The organism is Roseateles sp. DB2 (genome assembly GCF_051857535.1).
In the GTDB taxonomy this organism is placed as follows: Bacteria; Pseudomonadota; Gammaproteobacteria; order Burkholderiales; family Burkholderiaceae_C; genus Roseateles_B.
The window spans coordinates 14,335-31,939 of sequence record NZ_JBPZGY010000020.1 but is presented as its reverse complement, the minus strand read 5'-3'; the positions used below and the strand labels follow the sequence as shown (position 1 = coordinate 31,939).

Here is a 17,605-nt window from a genome sequence, read left to right as displayed (position 1 = left end):
GCCCCTCAGGACGAGGCTCCGCCGTGCATCAGGGCCCGCCACTGCTGGCGCCAGCGCTTGAAGCGCTGCTTCAGCTGGCGCTTGATCGCCCGCGCCTGCCGCCACAGCAGGGTGGCGTGCAGCCAGTCCAGCACGCCCTGCTTCCAGGCGGTCCAGCGCCCGTAGAGTCGGGCGAACCAGGGCAGAGCCATCAGCGTGGGCTGGGTCAGGAGGAAGAGGCGGGCCAGCAGGGCCGTGCCACCGAACTTGACCGTCAGAATAAGGAGCAGGCCCAGCAGCGCGCGGCCCGAGGCCATGAGCCAGACCGCCAGCAGCTTGACGGGGATGGCCAGCAGGAAAGGCAGCACCAGCACCGCCAGCGCCGGCCCGGGCGGCAGGGCCCGGATGCGGTCCTCCAGCCCTTTCAGCGGCGGCCACTGGGCCAGCCAGGCCATCAGCCGCTGCAGGGGCACCCAGCCCCATTCCTCGAAGAGGATGAACAGGGCCATCAGCAGGCGGCCCAGCCAGCGCAGCGGGGCGATCAGCAGCTTGAGCATGAACCCATGATGCGCCGCAGGGCGCACTCTGCCAAAAGCCATGCGCGCGTCGGGTGCATGGCGGCGCGGGCGCTCATGGCGGCAGGCCTGGCGAACTCAGACGCCGCGTGCGCGGTCCGCCGCGAAGCGGGCGCGGAAGCCTTCGAAGTCGCCGGCGTCCAGGGCGTCGCGCACTTCCTGCATGAGGTTGAGGTAGTAGTGGAGGTTGTGGATGCTGGTGAGCATGGGGCCCAGCATCTCACCGCAGCGGTCCAGGTGGTGCAGATAGGCACGGCTGAAGCCGCCGCTGACGCTGCCGTCGGCGTTCGTCACGCCCTTGCAGGTATAGCAGCTGCAGGTTTCGTCCACCGGGCGCTCATCGCTCTTGTAGCGGCTGTTGCGCAGGCGAAGGTCACCGAAGCGGGTGAAAAGATGCCCGTTGCGTGCGTTGCGGGTGGGCATCACGCAGTCGAACATGTCGATGCCCTGGCGCACGCCTTCCACGAGGTCCTCGGGCGTGCCCACGCCCATCAGGTAGCGCGGCTTGTTCGCGGGCAGCTGGTGGCCGGTGTGCTCGAGCACGCGCAGCATGTCGGCCTTGGGCTCGCCCACCGAGAGGCCGCCGATGGCGTAGCCCGGCAGGTCCAGCTCGACGAGGCCGGCCAGGGAGTGGTCCCGCAGGTTCTCGTACATGCCGCCCTGCACGATGCCGAACAGGGCGTTGGGGTTCTGCAGGCGGCTGAACTCGTCCTGGCAGCGCTTGGCCCAGCGCAGGCTCATCTCCATGGACTTGCGCGCTTCCGCCTCGGTGGTGATGTGGCCCTTGGTTTCGTAGGGCGTGCACTCGTCGAACTGCATGACGATGTCGGAGTTCAGCACCGTCTGGATCTGCATGGAGATCTCGGGGGTCAGGAAGAGCTTGTCGCCATTCACGGGCGAGGCGAACTTGACGCCTTCTTCGCTGATCTTGCGCATCTCGCCCAGGCTCCAGACCTGGAAGCCACCGGAGTCGGTGAGGATGGGCTTGTCCCAGCGCTCGAAGCGGTGCAGACCGCCGAACTGCTTCATGATGTCCAGGCCCGGCCGCATCCAGAGGTGGAAGGTGTTGCCCAGGATGATCTGGGCGCCCATCTCCTCGAGGGAGCGCGGCATCACGCCCTTGACAGTGCCGTAGGTGCCCACGGGCATGAAGATGGGGGTCTGCACCACGCCGTGGTTGAGCGTCATGCGGCCGCGGCGGGCGCGGCCCTCGGTCTTGAGGAGTTCGAACTTCAGCATGCGGCAATTGTCGCAGGGGTGATCCGCGGCGGGGCAAGCCGGGCGCCCCCCGCGAAGAGATGCCGGTGCCTTTCCTCATCCGCCACAGACTCCTACACTGGGGAAAAACAGGGAGACACCGGCCAGCGGCCGTCCTGCCCGAGCGCGTCCATGTCTCTCCTTCCCCTGCCTTCCCTGCTGCTCGCTGGCCTGCTGGCCTTGCTGCCGCCTGCCGCAAGAGCGGCGCCGCCCTGCGGCCCCTACACCTTGGCCTTCTACGAGCTGGGCCTGCTCTACCACCGCGATGACGGCGGCTTCTCGGGCATCGACAAGGACGTGGTCCAGGCCCTGCAGCAACGCAGCCAGTGCGAGTTCAGGCCTCAGCTGGAGTCACGGGTGCGCATCTGGGACCGCCTGGCCACGGGCAGCCTGGACCTCAGCGTGTCCGGCATCGCCACGCCCGAGCGCGAGCGCTTCGCCGACTTCGTGCCCTACTTCCAGACCCGCAACTTCGCCCTCATGCGCAAGGAACTGGCCCAGCGCCTGCCGACGCCCGCGGCCTTCCTGGCGGACCCCAGCCGCCGCGTCGTGGTGGTCAAGGCCTTCCGCCATGGCCCGGGCTTTGACAGCTTCATCAGCCAGCTGCGAGAGCAGGGGCGCCTGGTGGAGGCGGCGGATTTCGACACCGTCCTGCGCCTCTTCCTGGCCGGCCGGGCCGACCTGATGCTGGCCCTGCCCACCTCCTGGAGCCCCATGCTGCAGAAGCCCGATTTGATGAACCAACTGGCCGTGCTGGACTGGGCGCCGCAGGACCGCGTCGTCCATGGCCTGATCATGTCGCGGGCGCGGCTGTCAGAGACCGAGCGCCAGCGCCTGCGCCAGGCCCTGGAATCGCTGGTGGCCGATGGCAGCATCGAGGCCATCTTCCGCAGGCATGTGGGCGAGCGCATGGCGCGCGAGATGCGTCCGGACTTGAGACCGGATCTGCGGCCGGACCTGCCGCCCCCCGCTGCGGGCCTGCGCAAGAGCCGAAGCACCGAGCCCGCAGGAGGGACAATGCCCTGATGCCCTTCAGCCTGGCCTCCCCCGTCCACAGCGAACTGCTGATCAAGAAAAGCCGCTTCATCGGCTGCGTCGAACCCTGTGCCGACCGCAGCCTGGCCCAGGCCCGCGTGGCCGAGCTCAAGCAGCAGCATCCCGGCGCCGCCCATGTCTGCTGGGCCCTGTTGGCAGGCGGCCAGTCGGCGGCCAATGACGACGGCGAGCCCGGCGGCACCGCCGGCCGGCCCATGCTGGACGTGCTGCGCCACCAGGACCTGGACGGCGTGCTGGCCACCGTGGTGCGCTATTTCGGCGGGGTCAAGCTGGGCGCGGGCGGCCTGGTGCGGGCCTACACCGACAGCATCGCCCAGGCCCTGCTGCAGGCGCAGAAGATTCCCCGCGTGCGCCAGGCCCTGCTGCGCTGCACCCTGCCCTACTCCTTGGAAGGGCTGCTGCGCCGCGAGATCGAGCTGGCGCAGGCGCGGCTGCTGGACGTGCAGCACGGGGCCATGGTCGAGATGAACCTGGCCCTGCCCGAGCCGCAGGCCGCCGCCTTCCAGGCCCGGCTCAACGAAGCCTGCCAGGGGCGGCTGGGCTGGCTGGCGCCGGACGAGGGCTGATCAGCCCTCCCGACGCTCCAGCAGCATCGCGTCGCCATAGCTGAAGAAACGGTAGCCGCCGCTGATGGCATGGCGGTACAGGGCCATCACGTGCTCGTAGCCCGCGAAGGCCGAGACCAGCATCATCAGCGTGCTCTTGGGCAGGTGGAAGTTGGTGACCAGGCGGTCCACGACGCGGAACTGGAAGCCTGGCGTGATGAAGATGCTCGTCTCGCTGGCGCCCGCCTGCAGCGTGCCGCCGCGTGCCGCCGACTCCAGGGCGCGCAGCGTGGTCGTGCCCACCGCGACGACCCGGCCGCCGCGGGCGCGGGTCGCGGCGATGGCCTCCACCGTGGCCGCCGGCACCTCGAAGCACTCTCTGTGCATCTGGTGCTCGGTGAGCTTCTCCACGCGCACCGGCTGGAAGGTGCCGGCGCCCACGTGCAGGGTCACATGGGCCGTGTCGATGCCGCGGGCGGCCAGCGCGGCCAGCACGCCTTCGTCGAAATGCAGGGCCGCCGTCGGCGCGGCCACGGCGCCGGGCGCGCGGGCGAACACGGTCTGGTAGCGGCGCACGTCGTCGGCGCTGTCGTCATGGGTGATGTAGGGCGGCAGCGGCACATGGCCATGCCGTTCCAGCAGCTCGAAGGGATCGCCCGAGAGGCGCAGATGGAAGAGCCCGTTGTCGGGGCCGCAGCGGCCCAGCACCTCGGCGTCGAAGGCGTCGGCGAAGCGCACCACCGCGCCGGGCTTGGGGCTCTTGCTCGCGCGCATGTGTGCCCAGACCTCCTGCGTGCCGGGCAGCACGCGCTCGATCAGCGCCTCCACTGCGCCGCCACTGGCCTTGGCGCCGTAGAGGCGGGCCTTGATGACCTTGGTGTCGTTGAAGACCAGCAAGTCGCCCGGGTTCAGCAGCCCCGGCAGCTCGCGAAAGACGCGATCCACCGGAGGCAGGCTGCGGCCGTCCAGCAGGCGCGAGGCACTGCGTTCAGCCGCCGGGTGCTGGGCGATGAGTGCGGGAGGAAGTTCGAAATCGAAGTCGCTGACGCTGAATTCGCGGGTCGCGGCAGAGGAAGTGCTGCTCATGGTTTTGAGGGCCGGACGGACCCGTGCCAAAAAGGGGTTGCAAGGACGTGGCGCGCCACAAGAAGGGCCGCAAGGCTGCATGCACGACTGCGCATGCCGCGCCAACGGCGGATTGTTCCATGCCCACAGGAGGCTTGACGCGGATCAACGTGACCCGGCCGCCGCAGTGCCACCATGAAGTCAAGGAGCTTCCCATGAGCACATCCCTGACCCCAGGCCAGAAGAGCCTTCTCGAGACCGCCCTGCAGGCCCAGCGCAGCCGCCTGGAAGGCGAGCTGAAGCTGCAGCTGGGCGGCACGGATCGCGTCACCCATGCCCGCGAGCAGCTGCTGCAAGACACCGACGGCGAGACCGCCCATGAGGCCGATCGCGAGGTGGACCTCGCCCGCAGCGATGCCACCCTGCAGGCCCTGCGGGACATCGACGCCGCCCTGCAGCGCCTGCAGGACCCCGACTTCGGCCAATGCGCCGATTGCGGTGCGGCGATTGCCTTCGACCGACTGCGGCTGAGCCCCCAGGTCACCCGCTGCATCGACTGCCAGTCCGCCGCGGAAGCCCGCGGCGGCGGCGCCCACCACGCCACGCTTTGAGCCTGGCCCCGTTTTCCACCCCTTTCTTTCACAGGAGCCCCGCATGAGCCTTTTCCACGCCGTCGTCTGGCTGGACCATCACAGCGCCAACATCCTGCAGTTCGACGCCGAGCATGTGCAGGCCGAGAAGGTCAAGGCGCACACCCACCACACCAAGCAGCACGGCAGCACGGTGCGCAGCGAGCATGAGTTCTACGCCGATGTCTGCGACGCCCTCGCCGGCATCCAGGAAGTCCTGGTCGTGGGCTCATCCACGGCGCAAAAGGACTTCAAGCACTACGTGGAGAAGCACCGCGCCGCGCTGCAGCCGTCCATCGTGGGCTATGAATCCGTCGATCATCCCAGCGACAAGCAGCTGGTCGCCCTGGCCCGCCAGTACTTCCTGAAGCATGACCGCATGGCCGGCGTACCCACACCGACCTGATCGCTCCGGCATCCCCCCATGACGCCCTGGCCCGCCAGGGCGTCATGCCTTGTGCGCCGCGGGTCAGGAGCGCGGCGCGGAGAGCATCTCCATGCGCTGACGCTGACGCAGGCGCTGCTGCTCGATGTCCAGCTCGCGCAGCAGGCTGCGCAGGCGCTTGCGCTCCTCGTCGGTCTTGGCGTCGGCGAGGTCGCGCTCCAGGCGCTGCATCTCGCGGTAGTTGCGATCCAGCTGCTGGCCGATGTCATGGACGCGCTTGCCGGCCTGGTAGTTGTTCTCGAAGTCTTCGCCATCGGCCTGGTCAGCGCAGACGCCGCGGTAGTACTCACCCTTGAGTCCCAGCTGCCAGCCGTTGGCGGGGCGGCAGTAGCGGCGCAGGCCCTCGGCCCAGCCCGCCTGCCAGCGGGTCTCGTCCGGGCTGATGCCCACCTTGGCACAGGCCTTGGCATGGTCCTCCACGCGGTCGCGCGCCTGGCCGTCGCGGCCGTCCTGCACGCCCTTCTGGTACCAGTCGGCACGCTGGCATTCGCCCTCGCTCATGCTGGCGCAGCCGCCCAGCAAGGCCACCATGGCCGTCGCCATGCCCCATCCCCATGCGCGCTTGCTGATCATTCCCAGGCTCCTTGATCATTTGTCAGGTCTTGCACCAACGCATCTTCGCCGATTCCAGACGACAGCCGCCGGCAGCCGCCCCCCGGCTTAGGCAGAATGCCGCCCATGTCCGCCGACCCCGACCCGTCCACCCGGCCTCCTGCGTCCCGTGAGGCCCCAGCCCCGGCTGCCGCCACGGCCAAGTCCGGCCCGAAGAAGGCCATGGAGAAGCTCGGCCTCAAGCGCGACATCGACCTGGCCCTGCACCTGCCCCTGCGTTACGAGGACGAGACGCGCCTGACGCCCGTCACCGAGGCCCACGAGGGCGAGACGGTGCAGTGCGAGGGCGTGGTGCGCGAATGCCGGGTGGAGCTGCGCGGCCGCCGCCAGCTGATCGTGCGCCTCCAGGACGAGGCCCCCGAGGCCGCGGGCCGTGGCCGCGCGGCCGAGCTGACACTGCGCTTCCTGCACTTCTACCCCTCGCACCAGAAGAGCCTGGCCGTGGGCACGCGAGTGCGGGTGCGGGGCGAGGTCCGGGGTGGCTTCTTCGGCCGCGAGATGGTCCACCCCAGCTTCAAGACGGTGGACGAGGACACCCCGCTGGCCACCGCCCTGACGCCGGTCTACCCCACCAGCGCCGGCCTGCCCCAGGCCTATCTGCGCAAGGCCATCGCCGCGGCGATGAAGCGCGCACCGCTGGACGAGGTCCTGCCCGCCGGCACCGTACCCAAGCCCCTGCCCTCGCTGCGCGAGGCGCTGAACTACCTGCACCATCCGCCGCCCCTGGCCCGTCTGGGCAGCCTGGAGGACCACAGCCACCCGGCTTGGCAGCGCCTCAAGTTCGAGGAGCTGCTGGCTCAGCAGCTGAGCCAGATGAAGGCCCAGCGCGAGCGAGCCCAGCTGCGAGCACCCATGCTGCCCACGCGCCCGGGCGGCCTGCAGGAACGGCTGCTGGCCGCCCTGCCCTTTGTGCTGACCGGGGCGCAGCGCCGCGTCTGCGAGGAGATCGCGCATGACCTGGCCCGCCCCCAGCCCATGCACCGCCTGCTGCAGGGCGATGTGGGCTCGGGCAAGACCGTGGTCGCGGCCATGTCCGCGGCCATCTGCATCGCCGCGGGCTGGCAGTGCGCGCTGATGGCGCCCACCGAGATCCTGGCCGAGCAGCATTTCCGCAAGCTGATCGGCTGGCTGGAGCCTCTGGGCATCCAGGTGGCCTGGCTCACTGGCTCGGTCAAGGGCAAGGCACGCCAGAAGATGCTGGACGCGGTCGCCGACGGCAGCGCGCAACTGGTGGTGGGCACGCATGCGGTGATCGAGGACAAGGTGCAGTTCCGCTTCCTGGGCCTGGCCATCGTGGACGAGCAGCACCGCTTCGGCGTGGCCCAGCGCCTGGCCCTGCGCAAGAAGCTGGAGTCCTCCACCGGCGAGATGCCTCCCGGCTATGGCGACCATGTCCCCCATCTCCCGGCTCAGCGTTCCGGCATCGAGCCGCACATGCTGATGATGAGCGCCACGCCCATCCCGCGCACCCTGGCCATGACCTACTTCGCCGACCTGGACGTGTCGACCATCGACGAGCTGCCGCCGGGCCGCAGCCCCATCGTGACCCGCGTCTTCGCCGACGGCCGGCGCGACGAAGTCATCGCCAAGATCGCCGACGCCGTGGCCGAGGGGCGGCAGGTCTACTGGGTCTGCCCGCTGATCGAGGAGTCCGAGGCCCTGGACCTGAAGAACGCCACCGAGACCCACGCCGAGCTCAGCGCCGCGCTGCCCGGCCGCATGATCGGCCTTCTGCACGGCCGCATGCCCCCGGCCGAGAAGGCGGCGGTGATGTCACTGTTCTCCGCGGGCGAGATGCAGGTTCTGGTGGCCACCACCGTGATCGAGGTGGGCGTGGATGTGCCCAATGCCAGCCTCATGGTGATCGAGCATGCCGAGCGCTTCGGGCTCTCGCAGCTGCACCAGCTGCGCGGGCGCGTCGGCCGCGGCTCGGTGGCCAGCGTCTGCGTGCTGATCTATACCGGGCCGCTCTCGCAGACCGGCAAGGAGCGCCTGCGCGCCATGGCCGAGACCACCGACGGCTTCGAGATCGCCCGCCGCGACCTGGACATCCGCGGTCCCGGCGAGTTCATGGGCGCACGCCAGAGTGGCGCCGAGTTGCTGCGTTTCGCCGATCTCCAGGAGGACGCCCCGCTGCTGCAGGCCGCACGGCGCCTGGCGCCCCAGCTGCTGGATGCCCACCCGGGTGCCGCCGCGAAGCATGTGGACCGCTGGCTGGGCAGCAAGGCCGAGTTCCTCAAGGCCTGAGGCCTGCGGCCGCTGTCAAGACCTGACCCTCAAACCGCCCCGGCCTCGTGTCTCAGCGGCAGCCCTCCCTCGGTGGTGTGCCGATCTGGTGGCCGTCGTTGAGGGTTTCCAGGAAGCACTGCAGGTCCGCCAGGTCCGCCGCACTCATGCGAGGCGTGGCGCTGCCGAAGGGGGCCTGGGTGTTGACGTTGCCGCGCAGGGCTTCGGGCAGGTCGTCGAAGCGCTGAACCACGCCATTGACGGTGGGATACCAGCGGGTGGGGTCGCTGTCCCGCGTGTTGTAGAACGCCAGCACCTGCGCCAGCGAGTTGAAGCGGCCATTGTGGAAAAAGACCGGACGGCGCGCCACATTGCGCAGATTGGGTGTGCGGAAGGCACCGCAGTAGGCCGGCCGCTGCAGGTCCTGGCGCTGCGGGCCGCACAGGCCGAGGTCGAAATACGCGGCGTCGCGATTGGCCGGCACCGCCGGATTGCGCGGCACGCCCAGGACCGCGTAGCCGAAGTTCGTGAAGCGCGGCTGCTGGCCCGAGTTCGTCACGATCTCGTGGCAGCTCATGCAGTTGCCCTTCTCGGGATCGCGGAAGAGCTGCAGGCCGCGCTGCTCGGGCGCGCTGAGCTGCTCCAGGCTCTGCAGCGTGCGGTCGTACTTGCTGTCAAAGGGATGGAACTGGGCGCTGTCGCGCTGGAAGGCGGCCAGGGCCTGGGTGGCCTGCGTCACCTTGAGCTCATCGTCCGCCGTCTCGCCGAAGACCTGCACGAACAGCGGCGCATAAGCCGCCCGGCGCAGCTTGCCCGCCAGGATGGCGACGCTGCCGTTGTCCATCTCCAGGGGATTGAGCAAAGGCAGCCGGGCCTGCGCCTCCAGGCTGGCGGCGCGCCCGTCGCTCATGAGGCCGCCGCGCAGGCTGGCCAGGCTGCCATCGCCCGGGCTGAAGGCCGGCACGCTGTCCAGGTAGCGCAGGCTGGGCGCGGCGCGCAGGCCGAACTCGGTCTCGAAGGCGCCGCCCACCTGCACCGCCTGGGCATTCGAGGGCCCGTGCGCGAAAGCAGGATCATGGCAGGTGGCGCAGGACATGCGGCCCGAGCCGCTCAGGTTGCGGTCGTTGAAGAGTCGCTCGCCCAGCTGAAGACGCGCCGCAGCCGCCATGTCCGGCAGGCTGCTGCTGCCTGCTCCGCCTCCTCCGCCCCCTCCGCCACCACAGGCCATCAGGGCAGCCAGCCCGGCGACCGAGACGACCGAGGCGGCGGTCAGGACGAAAGGCCGGATGGAAGAGCGGACGAAAGACAGGGCAGCAGCAAGCATGGCGCGCATTGTGGTGCGTGCCATGCTGGGCGTGTCAGAGTCCTAGGGAAATTACTCAGCGTCTTGCCGGGCCCGGCCGCGTCCAATGCGCGGAACCTGTCTGCCCAAGCGAGAGGATCCCATGCCACAACAAGAACAGCGCCGCCGCCTGCTCCTGGGCGCCGGCATGGCCGGCCTGCTGCAGGCCTGCGGCGGCGGAGGCGGAACCACACCGACACCATCGCCCACGCCCACGCCCACTCCAGCGCCCACTCCAACGCCCGCGCCCACGCCCACACCGACACCCTCCAGCGGTCCAGCCTGGGCCTTCTACGGCGGCAACGCGCAGCACACCGCGCAGGCCGGCGTCGCCACGCAGCCCTTGCAGCGCGTGCTCTGGACGCTGCCGGTGGACCGTCAGCCACCGTACCGCTCGGGCGGCTTTCTTCTGATCCACTACGGCACGCCGGTGATCAGCGCCGCCAACACCGTCATGGTGCCGGTCAAGACCAGCAGCAGCGGTGACTTCATCGTCGACGCTCGCAAGGGCAGTGACGGCAGCACACTGTGGACGCTGGCCACCGACTATGTGCTGCCCACCAGCAGCTGGACGCCGGCATTCAACATCGCCCTGGACCGCCTGGGCCGGCTGTACGTCCCGGCCAAGGGCGGGCGGCTGCTGCAACGGGAGCAGGTGGACCAGGCTGCCGGCACCGTGCGCACCCTGGCCTTCTACGGGAACGCCGCCTACGACGGCACGCCGGCCAGCTTCGACAGCACGGTGCTGATCAACACACCGCTGACCGTGGGTGCGGATGATGCGGTCTACTTCGGCTTCATCGCGCGCGAGGGCGCCCCGCTAGGCCTGCGCGGAGGCATTGCCCGGATCGCTGCCGACGGCACTGGCCGCTGGCAGGCGGTGGCCGATCTGGCGGCTGATCCCTTGGTCGTGCAGCCGGCGATGAACGCCGCACCGGCGCTCTCTGCGGATGGCAAGACGCTCTACGTGGTCGCCAACACCGATCCGGCCCTGGGCATGCAACGGGGCTGCCTGCTGGCGCTGGATGCCTCCACACTGGCCTTGAAGGCACGTCAGTCCCTGATCAATCCAGCCACCAGCCAGCCGGCACGCGTCAGCGACAGCAGCACCGCCTCGCCCACCATAGGTCCTGATGGCGACGTCTACTACGGCGTGCTGGAGAGCAGCCGCATGGACCACAACGGCCGCGGCTGGCTGCTGCATTTCGATGCCTCGCTGGCCCAGCGCAAGACGCCCGGTTCCTTTGGCTGGGACGACACCCCGTCCGTGGTGCCGGCCGAGGCCGTGCCCGGCTACACAGGGGCGGCGTCCTATCTGCTGCTGGTCAAGTACAACAACTACTACGGCATTGGCTCTGGCGATGGCCAGAACCGCATGGCCCTGCTGGACCCGGCCAGCTCGCAGCCCGACCCTGTCTCGCCGAGGGTGAACGTCATGCAGGAAGTGCTCACCATCATCGGCCCCACAGCCGACCCCGAGACGCCCGGCGGCGTGCGCGAGTGGTGCGTCAACTCAGCGGCCGTCGACGTGGCGGGCCGCGCCGCACTGGTCAACTGCGAGGATGGATTCCTCTACCGCTGGGACTTCCGCAGCAACACCCTCATCGAATCAGTACGGATGAATGCCGGCGTGGGGCAGGCCTACACGCCCACCGTCGTCGGGCCGGACGGCCGGGTCTACTCGATCAACAACGCGCAGCTGCACGCCGTCGGCCGCTGAACGGCCGCCTTGCGGCCGGCCCCAGCAGCGGCCTCAGCGCACCCGCTGCACCCAGTAGACCAGCACCTCCTGCTGAGGCTTGATGTCGGAGGCGTTGTAGTAGTAGGTCGGCTGGCCGTTGATGGCATAGACCGTGCTCATGCCGGAAATGACACGTCCGAAGACGGTGTAGCCCGGCTTGCTGGCGCTCTCATAGTCCAGGGTCCTGCTGTTGTCGACCACGTTGATGAAAAACTGCGAGGTGGCGCTGTTGGGATCGCTGCGGCGTGCCATGGCCACCGTACCCACCAGATTGCTCAGGCCATTGTTGGACTCGGACACGATGGGCGCGTAGGTCGGGGACTTGACCCGCATGCCGCTGGTGTAGCCACCGCCCTGGATGACGAAGTCGCGATCCACGTGGTGGAACAGCGTATTGCTGTAGAAGCCGTCGGACACATAGCGCAGGAAGTTGTTGACCGTGATCGGCGCATAGCCCGGGTAGAGCTCAATCACCATTTCGCCGCTGCTGGTGAGCATGCAGACGGTGGGATAGCTGCTTTGGGCAGCCGCGGCCAGGCCGGTGCTGCTGCAGCTCATGGTGGGCGGATAGGGCTGGGGATTGGGCCGCGGATAGGACCCGCCACCGCCCCCACCGCCGCCGTGGTACTCCGCGCCGCCGCCGCCGCAGGCGCTCAGGATCAGGGCGGCAGCCGCCACCAAGGTGCGCAGAAACAGGGTGCTCATCGATTCTTCCTCCTGGATGGGGAACTCAACGCGGCAGGTGCCGCTCCCGATGACCGCCAGCGGCTGCGGCTCGCACACCTGTCAGCTCTTGCAGCAAGGCATTCCTGCGGACCCTGTCTACACTGCGCCGCGCCGGCCTGGCCACTGGCGTTTTCCTCGCCCAGCGCTCCCACCCGCGCCTGAACATCTCCGCTTCTCTCGATCTCATGAGCAAGACCTCACTTCGCCGCGCCCTGCTGATTGGCTCCCTGGTCGTCACGAGCAGCCTCGGCGCCTGCGGTGGCGGCAGTGGCAACAGCGTCTTCAACGACACCTCGGGCTCCTCGGCCATCACCAGCCTGCAGACTATCGACACCGTCGTGGGCACAGGCATCGCCGCCGCCACTGGCAAGACCGTGACCGTGCATTACACGGGCTGGCTCTACGACGTCAAGGCGACCGGCAGCAAGGGCAGCAAGTTCGACAGCTCCATGGACCGCGGCCAGCCCTTCACCTTCCCGCTTGGCGCTGGCGAGGTCATTGCGGGTTGGGACCAGGGCGTGCCGGGCATGAAGATCGGCGGCAAGCGCACCCTGGTCATCCCTGCCAGCCTGGCCTATGGCAGCTCCGGCAGCAGGAATGGCGTGGTTCCGCCGAATGCTGCGCTGGTGTTCGAGGTGGAGCTGCTGGGCGTGAGGTGAGGCTGGCGTCGCCGTCCGGCTGGGATCAGCCGGCCTCAGCTCCCCGCGCGATCCGCAGGCCCGCCTCTCAGGCTTCGATGTTGTCGATCAGGCGGGTGCTGCCGAGGCGGGCGGCGGCCAGGGCCACCAGGGGCTGGCCGTCCTCGGGCGCGCCCAGGTCATGCTGGCGACGCAGCACCACGTAGTCGGGCTCCCAGCCGGCCTCGCGCAGGGACTGCAGCGCCGCGGCTTCCATCGTCGCCAGTTCGCGCTCGCCGGCCTGCCAGCGAGCGATCAGGGCCTTCAGGGTGCGCGACAGCAGCAGGGCCTCGGCCTTCTGCGCCTCGCTGAGGTAGCCATTGCGCGAGGACAGGGCCAGACCGGCCTCGCTGCGGCAGGTCTCGCCGCCCAGGATGCGGATGGGCAGGGCCATCTGCTGCACCATGCGGCGGATCACCATCAGCTGCTGGTAGTCCTTCTTGCCGAAGACGGCCACCTGCGGCTGCACGATGTTGAAGAGCTTGGCCACCACCGTGCAGACGCCGGTGAAGAAGCCGGGGCGGAAATGGCCTTCAAGAATGTCCGCCAGCTCGGTGGGCGGCTGGACCTTGTAGCCCTGGGGCTCGGGATAGAGCTCCTTCTCGGAGGGCGCGAACACCAGGTCGCAGCCCACGCCGGCCAGCAGTTCGCAATCGCGCTCCAGGGTGCGGGGGTATTGGTCGAAGTCCTCGTGCGGCGCGAACTGCAGCCGGTTGACGAAGATGCTGGCCACCACCACGCCCTGCGGCCCCACGGCCTCGCGGGCCTGGCGCACCAGGGACAGATGCCCCTCGTGCAGATTGCCCATGGTGGGCACGAAGGCGACGGGGCTGCGGCCCTGCAGGGCGGCCCGCAGGCCGGCGATGTCGTGGTGGGTCTGCATGATCGAAAACGTTTCGGGGTCGGAACCGGTTCAGAAGCCGTGCACGGCGTCTTCGGGGAAGGTGCTGGCCTTCACCTCTGCGACGTAGCGCTGCACGGCCTCCTGCACCGAGGCCACGCCCTGCATGAAGTTCTTGACGAAGCGGGGCTTGCGGCCTGGCGTGATGTTGAGCATGTCATGCAGCACCAGGACCTGGCCCGAGCAGCCCACACCGGCCCCGATGCCGATCACAGGGATGGGCAGGCTACGGGTGAGCTCGGCGGCCAGGGCCGCAGGCACCATCTCCAACACCAGCATCTGCGCGCCGGCCTCGACCAGTTCCTGCGCATGCGCGCGCAGGCGCGCAGCCGAAGCCTCGTCCCGGCCCTGCACCTTGAAGCCGCCCAAGGCGGTGACGGTCTGCGGCGTGAAACCCAGATGGGCGCAGACCGGGATGCCGCGCTCGACGAGGTATCGCACCGCCGGGGCCGTCCAGCCACCGCCTTCAAGCTTGACCATGTGGGCGCCCGCCTTCACGAGAGCCGCCGCGCTGTGCCAGGTTTCAGCCAGGGTACCCTGATAGCTGCCGAAGGGCAGGTCGCCGACGATGAAGGCCGTCTTGCGGCCGCGGGCGACGCAGCGCGTGTGGTAGACCATCTCCTCCAGCTCGACCGGGGCGGTGGTAGGCTGGCCCTGGAGCACATTGCCCAGGGAGTCCCCCACCAGCATGACGTCCACGCCGGCCTCATCCTGCAGATGGGCGAAAGCGGCGTCATAGCAGGTCAGCATGGCGATCTTTTCGCCGCTGGCGTGCATGTCCAGCAGGCGCTGCAAGCTGACGGGTTTGCGCTCGGTCGTCATGGCGTGAAGCCCTCACGGTTGAAAAAGGCTGCGGCAGTGTAGCGGGGCGCTGCGGGTTTGCACCGAGCCCGGCAGAATGTAGGGCTCATACCCTAAGGCCTTCAGGAGATCGATAGCATGACCCTCACCGAGCTCCGCTACATCGTCGCCGTGGCCCGGGAGCGCCATTTCGGCCGCGCAGCCGAGGCCTGCTTCGTGTCCCAGCCCACCCTCTCGGTGGCCATCAAGAAGCTGGAAGAGGAGCTGGACGTCAAGATCTTCGAGCGCGGCGCCAGCGAGGTGACGGTCACGCCCCTGGGCGAGGACATCGTCCGGCAGGCGCAGTCGGTGATCGAGCAGGCCAGCGCCATCAAGGAGATCGCCAAGCGCGGCAAGGACCCGCTGGCCGGCGCCCTGCGCCTGGGCCTGATCTACACCATCGGCCCCTACCTGCTGCCCGAGCTGGTGCGCCACACCATTGAGCACTACCCGCAGATGCCCCTGATGCTGCAGGAGAACTTCACGGTGAAGCTGCTGGAGATGCTGCGCACCGGCGAGCTGGACTGCGCCATCATGGCCGAGCCCTTCCCCGACACCGGCCTGGCCCTGGCCCCGCTTTATGCCGAGCCCTTCGTCATCGCCGTGCCCGCCAGCCACCCGCTGGCGCAGCGCGAGTCCATCAGCGCCGAGGAGCTGAAGGCCGAGACCATGCTGCTGCTGGGCACCGGCCACTGCTTTCGCGACCACGTGCTGGAGGTCTGCCCCGAGTTCGCGCGCTTCTCCAGCGACGCCGAGGGCATACGCAAGAGCTTCGAGGGCAGTTCGCTGGAGACCATCAAGCACATGGTGGCCTCGGGCATGGGCATCACCGTCGTACCCCTGCTGAGCGTGCCCAAGGAACCCAGCCCGCACCTGCGCTACGTCCCCTTCAGCGCGCCGGTGCCCAGTCGCCGCGTGGTGCTGGCCTGGCGCCGCACCTTCACCCGCTACGAAGCCATCGCCGCGCTGCGCAATGCCGTCTATGCCTGCCAGCTGGAGGGCGTGACGCGCCTGTCCTGAGGTGCCCCCGCACAGCGCAAGAAGCGGGTCGCCACCCGTCGGGTCGCTGGCCAGAATGGGCCCAACGACTGCCAGACCCGAAAGCCATGGACACCCCCACGCCGATCGCACCGTCCGACCCCACCGCGACGGAGACCGACCCCCTGCGCTACGCCCGCATTCGCCGGGCGATAGAGACCATCGCCGCTGGCCCGCAGGCGCCCAGCCTCGAAGACCTGGCACAGGCAGCGGGCCTGAGCCCCTTTCATTTCCAGCGCAGCTTCGTGCAGCTGGCGGGCATCAGCCCCAAGGAGCTGAGCCAGGCCCTGAGCCTGGCTCGCGCCAAGAGCGCCCTGCAGCAGGCTGCGCCGGTGCTGACGGCGGCGCTGGAGGCCGGGCTGTCGGGGCCCTCGCGCCTGCATGACCTGTTTCTGAGCCTGGAGGGCATGACGCCCGGGGAGTTCAAGACGGCAGGCTCCGGGCTCGAAGTCCAGTGGACCTGCTTCGACAGCCTGCTGGGGCCCGTCTTCCTGGCCGCCACCGCCCGCGGCGTGCTGCGCATGGCCTTTCTGCAGGATGAGGCGCCCGGGCAGGCCCTGGCCAGCGCGCAGGCCGAGCTACCGCAGGCCCGCTGGGCGCGTGACGACCCTGGACTGGCCAAGCTGGCAGCCGAGGTGCAGCGCCGGCTGTCCGGCGCCGCGCCGCGCCAGACCATTGGCCTGCTGATGAGCGGCAGCCCGCTGCGCCTGCAGGTCTGGCGGGCCCTGCTGGCCATCCCGCCCGGCCAGGTCCGCTCCTACACCCAACTGGCCGAGGCGGCAGGCGCCCCTCGCGCGGTGCGCGCGGTGGCCAGCTGCGTGGCAGCCAATGCCATCGCCTACCTGATTCCCTGTCACCGGGTGATCCGCGCCAACGCCCAGTTCGGCGAGTACCGCTGGGGGCCGCTGACCAAGCGGGCGCTGCTGGGCCTGGAGCTGGCGCGCCACGCCGGCTGAGCCCGGCCGCCCCCTGCCCGGCCAGGTGCCGGTCCACCCGCTCCCCGCCATTTGAAAACGGCCGCTACAGCGGCGCTCCGCTGGGCTAAGCTTCACGCCATGACAAGCCACTGTGGGGAGCGCGGGGCAGTTCGGCGGTGCGGACCAGCGCCGCATGGGTCGGTGCAGCCGCAACGCCGCCTGTGCATGCTGGCCCTGCCATGCCTGCTGATGCCCAGCCTGGGGTGTGCGGCAGGGGCGCAGGGCCGCGAGCTGCGCATGGCCTTCGGAGAGCGCATCCCGCCCTTCTGCTTTCCGCAGACGGAATCCGGCATCGAGGTCGATGTCTTCCGCGAGGCCCTGGCCTACAAGGGCTACCGCCTGAAGCCCCTGTTCTATCCCTTCGCCCGGGTACCCCGAGCCTTCAAGACGGGTGATGTCGACGCCACCATGACCGACCTGGGTGAAGACCTGAGCAAGGCAGGAGGCCACTACGGCGACAGCGCGGTCCTGTACGACAACGTGCTGATCAGCCTGCAGTCACGCCGATTGCAAATCCAGAAGCCGGAGGATCTGGCGGGGCTCAGCGTCATCTCTTTCCAGGGTGCCCTGCGCCGTTTTCCGGCCTGGCTGGAGCCTGTGCACAAGGCGGGCCGCCTGGTGGAGATCAACGACCAGGCCCTGCAGGTACGGACACTCATGCGCGGCCGCTATGACCTGGTGCTGTCCGATCGCAGCATCTTCCGCTACTTCAGCCTGCAGTTGCGGCGCGAGGGCGAGACGCTGCTCCCGGTGACGGAGCATGTCTTCACCGTGGCCAACCCCCACGACTACCGCCCTGTGTTTCGGGACGCCCAGGTGCGCGACGACTTCAACGAGGGCTTGCGCTGGCTGCGCAGCTCGGGGCGCTACAAGGCCATCTACGAGCGCTACCTCGCTGGGTGAAGGGATCCAACATTGGTATGCGCCCACCTCCGCCACAGCCTTTGACAGGCATGACGAGTGGCTGAACCTGG

Annotated in this window: 18 protein-coding genes; 10 read left to right on the top strand and 8 right to left on the bottom strand. The window is 69.2% G+C overall.

The annotated features are described in order from the left end of the window. Positions 1–5: 5 nt before the first annotated feature. Positions 6–536, bottom strand: coding sequence for a hypothetical protein (locus tag ACS5PK_RS20925; protein ID WP_439442207.1), 531 nt, complete (start codon positions 534–536; stop codon positions 6–8). A gap of 96 nt (positions 537–632) precedes the next feature. After that, complete coding sequence (gene tgt, locus ACS5PK_RS20920) at positions 633–1,793, bottom strand: tRNA guanosine(34) transglycosylase Tgt (protein WP_439442206.1); 1,161 nt, start codon at positions 1,791–1,793, stop codon at positions 633–635. 150 nt (positions 1,794–1,943) lie between these two features. Here tgt and ACS5PK_RS20915 point away from each other — a divergent pair, with 150 nt between their 5' ends. Then, positions 1,944–2,837 (top strand): substrate-binding periplasmic protein, encoded by an 894-nt coding sequence (locus tag ACS5PK_RS20915; RefSeq protein ID WP_439442205.1) that lies wholly within the window; start codon positions 1,944–1,946, stop codon positions 2,835–2,837. Then, on the top strand, positions 2,837–3,433 hold the full coding sequence (locus ACS5PK_RS20910) for an IMPACT family protein (RefSeq protein ID WP_439442204.1): 597 nt from the start codon (positions 2,837–2,839) through the stop codon (positions 3,431–3,433). The genes ACS5PK_RS20915 and ACS5PK_RS20910 overlap by 1 nt, the downstream gene beginning before the upstream one ends. On the opposite strand, the gene queA is transcribed toward ACS5PK_RS20910, so the two are convergent. After that, positions 3,434–4,498, bottom strand: a complete 1,065-nt coding sequence (gene queA / locus ACS5PK_RS20905; protein WP_439442203.1) for a tRNA preQ1(34) S-adenosylmethionine ribosyltransferase-isomerase QueA — start codon at positions 4,496–4,498, stop codon at positions 3,434–3,436. Between the two features lie 194 nt (positions 4,499–4,692). On the opposite strand from queA, the gene ACS5PK_RS20900 reads away from it, so the two are divergent. Both ACS5PK_RS20900 and ACS5PK_RS20895 read left to right on the top strand, forming a co-directional pair. Beyond that, positions 4,693–5,088 carry a TraR/DksA family transcriptional regulator gene (locus tag ACS5PK_RS20900; RefSeq protein ID WP_439442202.1) on the top strand — a complete coding sequence of 132 codons (396 nt, stop codon included), beginning with the start codon at positions 4,693–4,695 and terminating at the stop codon, positions 5,086–5,088. A 43-nt stretch (positions 5,089–5,131) separates the two neighbouring features. Continuing rightward, positions 5,132–5,512, top strand: coding sequence for a hypothetical protein (locus ACS5PK_RS20895; protein ID WP_439442201.1), 381 nt, complete (start codon positions 5,132–5,134; stop codon positions 5,510–5,512). Positions 5,513–5,575: 63 nt separating this feature from the next. Here the strand turns inward: ACS5PK_RS20895 and ACS5PK_RS20890 are convergent, their stop codons facing one another. Further along, a complete protein-coding gene (locus ACS5PK_RS20890; protein ID WP_439442200.1) occupies positions 5,576–6,124 on the bottom strand; it encodes a DUF2799 domain-containing protein in 549 nt (182 codons plus the stop codon). Positions 6,125–6,220: 96 nt separating this feature from the next. On the opposite strand from ACS5PK_RS20890, the gene recG reads away from it, so the two are divergent. After that, entirely contained in the window at positions 6,221–8,410 is a 2,190-nt protein-coding gene (gene recG / locus ACS5PK_RS20885) for an ATP-dependent DNA helicase RecG (protein ID WP_439442199.1), read from the top strand. Between the two features lie 52 nt (positions 8,411–8,462). On the opposite strand, the gene ACS5PK_RS20880 is transcribed toward recG, so the two are convergent. Beyond that, positions 8,463–9,713: a cytochrome-c peroxidase gene (locus tag ACS5PK_RS20880; RefSeq protein ID WP_439442198.1), complete on the bottom strand. Its 1,251-nt coding sequence runs from the start codon at positions 9,711–9,713 to the stop codon at positions 8,463–8,465. Between the two features lie 121 nt (positions 9,714–9,834). Here ACS5PK_RS20880 and ACS5PK_RS20875 point away from each other — a divergent pair, with 121 nt between their 5' ends. After that, positions 9,835–11,451, top strand: a complete 1,617-nt coding sequence (locus tag ACS5PK_RS20875) for a hypothetical protein (RefSeq protein ID WP_439442197.1) — start codon at positions 9,835–9,837, stop codon at positions 11,449–11,451. A 33-nt stretch (positions 11,452–11,484) separates the two neighbouring features. Here ACS5PK_RS20875 and ACS5PK_RS20870 read toward each other — a convergent pair whose 3' ends face one another. After that, complete coding sequence (locus tag ACS5PK_RS20870; RefSeq protein ID WP_439442196.1) at positions 11,485–12,177, bottom strand: peptidylprolyl isomerase; 693 nt, start codon at positions 12,175–12,177, stop codon at positions 11,485–11,487. Between the two features lie 206 nt (positions 12,178–12,383). Between ACS5PK_RS20870 and ACS5PK_RS20865 the strand changes: the two genes are divergently transcribed. Further along, on the top strand, positions 12,384–12,857 hold the full coding sequence (locus tag ACS5PK_RS20865; protein WP_439442195.1) for an FKBP-type peptidyl-prolyl cis-trans isomerase: 474 nt from the start codon (positions 12,384–12,386) through the stop codon (positions 12,855–12,857). Between the two features lie 67 nt (positions 12,858–12,924). Here ACS5PK_RS20865 and panC read toward each other — a convergent pair whose 3' ends face one another. Together panC and panB are read right to left on the bottom strand one after the other, a co-directional pair. Continuing rightward, the gene (panC, locus tag ACS5PK_RS20860) at positions 12,925–13,758 is read right to left on the bottom strand and encodes a pantoate--beta-alanine ligase (protein ID WP_439442194.1); all 834 of its coding nucleotides are present in this window, start codon (positions 13,756–13,758) and stop codon (positions 12,925–12,927) included. Positions 13,759–13,788: 30 nt separating this feature from the next. Then, positions 13,789–14,598 (bottom strand): 3-methyl-2-oxobutanoate hydroxymethyltransferase, encoded by an 810-nt coding sequence (gene panB / locus ACS5PK_RS20855; RefSeq protein WP_439442193.1) that lies wholly within the window; start codon positions 14,596–14,598, stop codon positions 13,789–13,791. Positions 14,599–14,715: 117 nt separating this feature from the next. Here panB and ACS5PK_RS20850 point away from each other — a divergent pair, with 117 nt between their 5' ends. The 3 genes from ACS5PK_RS20850 (at position 14,716) to ACS5PK_RS20840 (ending at position 17,534) form a co-directional block, all read left to right on the top strand. Then, positions 14,716–15,636 (top strand): LysR substrate-binding domain-containing protein, encoded by a 921-nt coding sequence (locus ACS5PK_RS20850; protein WP_439442192.1) that lies wholly within the window; start codon positions 14,716–14,718, stop codon positions 15,634–15,636. A gap of 86 nt (positions 15,637–15,722) precedes the next feature. Continuing rightward, the gene (locus tag ACS5PK_RS20845; protein WP_439442191.1) at positions 15,723–16,610 is read left to right on the top strand and encodes a bifunctional transcriptional activator/DNA repair enzyme AdaA; all 888 of its coding nucleotides are present in this window, start codon (positions 15,723–15,725) and stop codon (positions 16,608–16,610) included. A gap of 162 nt (positions 16,611–16,772) precedes the next feature. Then, positions 16,773–17,534: a substrate-binding periplasmic protein gene (locus tag ACS5PK_RS20840; protein WP_439442190.1), complete on the top strand. Its 762-nt coding sequence runs from the start codon at positions 16,773–16,775 to the stop codon at positions 17,532–17,534. Positions 17,535–17,605 lie beyond the last annotated feature (71 nt).